The organism is Streptomyces sp. KR55 (assembly GCF_052245645.1).
GTDB lineage: Bacteria > Actinomycetota > Actinomycetes > Streptomycetales > Streptomycetaceae > Streptomyces > Streptomyces flavusporus.
Window position 1 is genome coordinate 1 of sequence record NZ_JBQQCE010000589.1, and the last position, 5196, is coordinate 5196.

Here is a 5196-nt window from a genome sequence, read left to right on the forward strand (position 1 = left end):
CGGGTGCCGCAGCGGTCGCCGTGCCGCAGGGCGGCGTGCAGCATCTCGTGGGCGAGGACGAACCGCCACTCCTCGTCCTCGAACTGCCTCAGCGGGTTGACGTAGATCTCGCCGGCCTCGGCGTTCACGGCGGCGATCGAGATGCCGTGGGCGCGGGCGAGTTCGGCGTCGGCGACCAGCTGGATGCCGGCGGCGATGCCGCCGAGCAGCGGATAGGAGGAGACGAACCAGCTGAGCGCCTTCTCCCAGGGGTGCTGCGGGGCGAGCTTGCCGTCCATGGTGTCGCGGCGGCCGCCCGCCAGGTCGAGGGCCGCGGACATGGTGCGGGTCAGGGCGTCCGCGAACGCGAGCTGCCAGTCCGGGGGCTGCCCGAACCAGGTCCCCCAGTCGACGAGCAGTTGGTCGGGCTCCCCTCCCGCGGTGCCGCAGCGCCCGTACACGGCCGGGATGCCGGCACGCCGCCAGCGCGCGGCGAGCTGCTCCTCGTCCCCGTCGGGATAGGAGGCGGGCAGGTCCTCGGGCGTCCGGCCCACCGGGAAGGTGAGGAGGAAGCGGTTGACGACGGCACAGCGGGCGGCGAGGTCGTAGCGGTCGGGCTGCTCGCGCGCCCCCCTCGCCGCCGGGACATGGCCGAAGCCGAGGTGGATGACGGCGTGCGCGATCGCCCAGGCCCAGTCGCGGCCGTCGGCGAGCCGCTCCGGGTGGGAGTGCAGGACGCCGTCGGAGTCGACGCGGATGAGACCGTCCTTGGGCGCCAGTTCACAGTCTTCACGCCGGCAGGTGTTGAAGTCGACGGCCTTCAGGGCAGGGTTGGCGAGGACCAGCCGCATGCCCTCCGCGAACGCCTCCCCCGCCACGTCCCGCTTCTTCTGCCCCTTCGCGCGGGTACGGTTCATCGTCGCGCCTCCACCAGCCGCGGCATGTCCCGGGCGGCCTCGATGAGGAACCAGGCGGGCAGGACGGGGTTGCCGTCGGCGTCGGAGGCGATGACGCTCTGGGCGACCTCGACGGAGATCTCGGCGAGCTGCACGAGCAGGGACTTGGCGCGGTACGCGGTCTCCCGTCCGTTCGCCGACATGTGCTCCTTGCTCGCCGGCAGTTCCTTGACGAGACGCCCCCGGAACGACTCGGCGAGGTAATAGAGCAGATCCCGGTCCTCCAGGCGGTGCGGCCAGCGCGCGTCGCCCTTGATGATCGCCTCGATGCCGTACCGGCTGCGCACGATCTTGACGTAGCCGCAGAAGGCGGTCGCGTGCGCGGGCGTCAGCGTGCCGTGCGCGATGACCTTCAGGGTCTCCTCGTCGAGCCCCGCACCGAAGGAGTGCAGCGCGTCGGAGAGCATGTGCCAGGAGCGGGGCGTGGAGAACGGCTCCTCGGTCTTCGGCGGCTTGGACCACAGGTGGTCGGGCCGGTCGGTGAGGTGGTCCAGGATCCACGGGTGGATGCCGTTGTTCGCGGCCCAGGTCAGCCAGTCCTTCGCGGAGGCCTCCAGGTGCACGTGGGTGAGGCGGTTGACGAGGGCGGAGGCGATCGGGCGGGCGAGCGCGTTGTCGGTGGCGCGGTTTCCGGCGCCGATGACGATGGAGCCCTTCGGCAGTTCGTAGCTGCCGATCCGGCGGTCCAGGATCAGCGAGTAGAACGCCTTCTGCACATCCGGGGTCGCCGCGTTCAGCTCGTCCAGGAACAGGCAGTACGGCTCGTCACGGGCGATCGCCTCCGGCGGGCAGAACACCGAGCGCCCGTCGCGGATCTGCGGCACGCCGATCAGGTCCTCCGGCGCGAGCTGCGTGCCGAGCAGGCTCACGCACTCCAGGCCCAGGGACTCGGCGAACTCCCTGACCAGGGAGGACTTTCCGATACCGGGGGCGCCCCAGAGGAAAACCGGCCGCACGGTCGCAAGACCCAGGAGCAGTTCCGGTACACGGGCGGGAGTGACAGTGACAGCAGCCTGCAACGCAGGGGCTCCCCTCTTTGCGCCTAAACCGGCGCCGCTCTCGCGGATGTGGTTGCTCGCCGTCGAGGTTCTCAATTGATGGCTGATGTAGTCACTCGATTATTTGGCTCATGCGGCCCGCTCCTCCGGCTCCGCCTCGATCGGCACCTGCGGGCCGGCCGTCTCGCGCAGCCAGCGGCGCAGGACGCGGTGGACGTGCTCGGCGCCGACGAGGTCCTCCCCGTCGTCGACGGGCGCGGAGAAGGCGTACGGCGACAGCAGGAACGGCTTTGCCTGGGCGCCGCCCAGGCCGCCGTGCGAGCCGATCTGCTCCTCGAAGGCGAGGACCTCGCCGTCGGCCGGGTCGTGGAAGGAGTTGACCATGATGTCGGCGGCGTGCGGGAAGGAGTGCGTCCGGCGGACGGCGTCGGCGGCACCGGGTCCGAAGGGGGCGAGCGGCCCGGAGTGGTCGTCGTCCAGCTGGTCCACCGGGATCTCCGCGCCGTACGCCCCGAGCACGACCCCGCCGTGCTCCTCGCTGCGCACGAGCAGGAAGCCGATGCCGGGATGGTTGGCGAGGGTCGGCAGCAGCGCGGGGTGCCGGGCGTCGATCTCCTCCTTGGTCATCCGGTGATGCACGTCCGGGAAGGAGACCAGGCCGAGGTTGCCGGAGGCCAGCACGATCGGCTCCGAGCCGCGTGCCGGGCGGCGCTGCTCGTGCTCCTCCTCCACGGGCCGGTGCAGCGCCGCCCGCACGGCCGCGCGCGCCTCCGCGCCGCTGCGGGTGCGCCCCGCCCTGCGCGGCACGGGCAGCCCGCAGCCGGCCCGAACCAGGTCGCCGAGGGTGAGGCCGTAGCGGGAGCGGAAGGTCTCGCCGGGGCTCTGGCCGTGGTCGGACAGGACGACGATCCGGTACGGCCGTGGCGCGTGCTCGGCGACCTTCTCGATCAGCGCGAGCGCCCGGTCCAGGCGGGCGAGCACCTTCTCGGCGTCCCGGCTCGTCGGCCCGGAGTGGTGCGCCACCTCGTCGTACGCCACCAGGTCGGCGTAGACGGCTGTGCGGCCGGCGAGCATGTCGCCCATCACCGCGGCGACGACGACGTCCCGTTCGACGACGGTCGCGAAGGCTCGGACGAAGGGGTACAGGCCGCCGCGGGCGACCCGCGGGCGGACCTTGCGCAGCCGGGCCCGGGTGGACTGGCCGATCTCGCGACCGACCTCAGCGATGAACGACAGGGCGGTGCGGACGGCGTTCGCCGGGTCGGAGAAGTAGGCGAAGTAGCCCGCCCGGGAGCGGTTCTCCCGGCTGCGCCGCCGGACGGCGATGGACAGCACGAGGGCCTGCTGGTCGGCGCCGCCGCTGAAGAGGTTGCCGCGGCTGGCGCCGTCGGCGGAGAGCAGTCCTCCGTCACTGGTGCGCTCGACCGCGCGGCGCTGGAGTTCTGCCGCGCTGGCCGGCCGGTTGCTGACCATCACCTCCTGGCGGTCCTTCTCGTACCAGCGGAACGCGGGGATGTCGAAGTTGCTGCCGTGCAGGATGCCGAGCTGGCTGGCGCCGGTCTGGCTGGACCAGTCGGTGCGCCACGGGGTGAGCCGGTGGGTGGGTTCGGTCTCGGCGGCGCCGCCCGAGCCGTTGCCGAGCCAGTGGGCGACGGTCGGCATCAGCCCCTTGTCGACGGCGCTCGTCAGCACGTCGTGGCCGACGCCGTCGAACTGCACGAAGACGGTGCCGGGGCTGACGGGGCCGGGCGGCAGGGCGTGCGGGCGGCGGTCGGAGAGGCGGTAGAGCCGGCGCCGGTAGGCGTCGTCGTCGCGCACGGCGAGGGCACCGCCGGTGGCGGAGGCGACGGCGGACATCGCGGCGGCCACCACGACCGCCGTCTCCGGGTCGACGGCGCCGCGCTCGGCGGGATTGAGGCGCAGCGCGACCAGCAGCAGCGCACCGTTGAGGAAGAACACCAGCAGCCCGAGGACGAGCGCGGGCACGAGCAGCAGCAGCCGCACCAGCAGCGGCCAGACCACCGCGGACAGCAGACCGAAGGCGCCGGCCGCCAACGCGGCGGTCACGGCGATGGTGGTGGCGCTGTCGCCGTCCGCGCTCTGCAGCTGGAAGTCGGGCAGGATCCCGGCGAGTACCAGCATCGTGACCGTGCTGACGGCCCACACCGCGACGCTCCGCCCGATCTGGCTGACGGCCCGCCGCCAACGCCCTCCACGCACGCCCTGCACACCTCACGTCCCGGCCCGCCGCCGGAGCGGGCCTGCGTCCAGATTGTCACAACGCCTGGCAGACCCCGTTCGTCCCCCAGGGCCGCACAATCCGTCAGCGCCCGTCGTACCCGGCCGTCGGCATCGACAGCCGCCGATGGACGCGGGCCTTCATCTGCGCGTCGTACGACGGTTCGGCGCGGCCCACCGTCTCTACCCGCACCCCGCGCCGCGCGCACTCCGCGGTGAACTCGTCGACGGACGACAGCGCGCTCTCCAGCACCCGGCGGCTGGGCGCCACGAACAGATCGTATCCGGGCCGCACTCCGTCCCACAGGGCGCAGTGGTCGGGGCGCAGCCCACGGACCAGCAGCTGCCGGGCCACGACGTACCCCCGCTCGGCGGCCCAGCGCGCGCACATGGCGTGCTGGCTGCGGGAGTCCACCAGGAAGGGGTCCGCGTCCAGCTCCTGCAGCGGCGTCAGACTGGCGATGGCCGTGACCCGCAGTTCTCCCATGGCGTCCCCCTCACCTCCGGGTTTCGCCGCAGACCCTACTCCTGCCCGTAGGCTTCGGGGAGTCGCGCGAAGGAGGCAAAGAGGTGCCGGTGGAGGTCACGTGGTGGGGTCACGCCACCTGCACGGTCGCGGACTCGGGCGTACGTGTGCTCACCGACCCTCTGTTCGCCCGCCGGCTCGCGCATCTGCGCCGCCGCCGCGGTGCGCTGCCCCCGGCGGACGCCTGGCGCACCGACGTGGCACTGGTCTCGCATCTGCATGCCGACCACCTGCACGTGCCGTCGCTGGCGCGGCTCGCGCCGGGCACGCGCCTGGTCGTGCCCCGGGGCGCACCCCGGTCCGTGCCGGGTCTGCGCCGGCTCGCCCATCTGCAGCTGACCGAGGTGGCCCCCGGGGACGAGACCCGGGTGGGCGGCCTCGTCATACGGGCCGTGCCCGCGCAGCACGACGGACGGCGGCTGCCGATGGGCCCGCACCGCTCCCCCGCCCTCGGCTACGTCATCGAGGGCGAGGCCCGGACCTACTTCGCCGGGGACAC

Annotated in this window: 5 protein-coding genes; 1 reads left to right on the top strand and 4 read right to left on the bottom strand. The window is 73.0% G+C overall.

Annotation, left to right across the window (positions count from 1 at the left end):
• The 4 genes from ACTWQJ_RS46010 to ACTWQJ_RS46025 form a co-directional block, all read right to left on the bottom strand.
• A partial coding sequence (locus tag ACTWQJ_RS46010) for a DUF2201 family putative metallopeptidase (RefSeq protein WP_443312342.1) occupies window positions 1-896 on the bottom strand: 896 nt, incomplete at its 3' end.
• Window positions 893-1954 (bottom strand): ATP-binding protein, encoded by a 1062-nt coding sequence (locus ACTWQJ_RS46015; RefSeq protein ID WP_443312343.1) that lies wholly within the window; start codon window positions 1952-1954, stop codon window positions 893-895. The genes ACTWQJ_RS46010 and ACTWQJ_RS46015, both read right to left, overlap by 4 nt.
• A gap of 108 nt (window positions 1955-2062) precedes the next feature.
• Window positions 2063-4153 (bottom strand): phage holin family protein, encoded by a 2091-nt coding sequence (locus ACTWQJ_RS46020; RefSeq protein WP_443312344.1) that lies wholly within the window; start codon window positions 4151-4153, stop codon window positions 2063-2065.
• Window positions 4154-4256: 103 nt separating this feature from the next.
• Window positions 4257-4658 (bottom strand): hypothetical protein, encoded by a 402-nt coding sequence (locus tag ACTWQJ_RS46025; RefSeq protein WP_443312345.1) that lies wholly within the window; start codon window positions 4656-4658, stop codon window positions 4257-4259.
• A gap of 83 nt (window positions 4659-4741) precedes the next feature.
• Between ACTWQJ_RS46025 and ACTWQJ_RS46030 the strand changes: the two genes are divergently transcribed.
• Window positions 4742-5196 (top strand): MBL fold metallo-hydrolase (locus ACTWQJ_RS46030; RefSeq protein WP_443312346.1); only part of this gene is annotated, 455 nt, incomplete at its 3' end.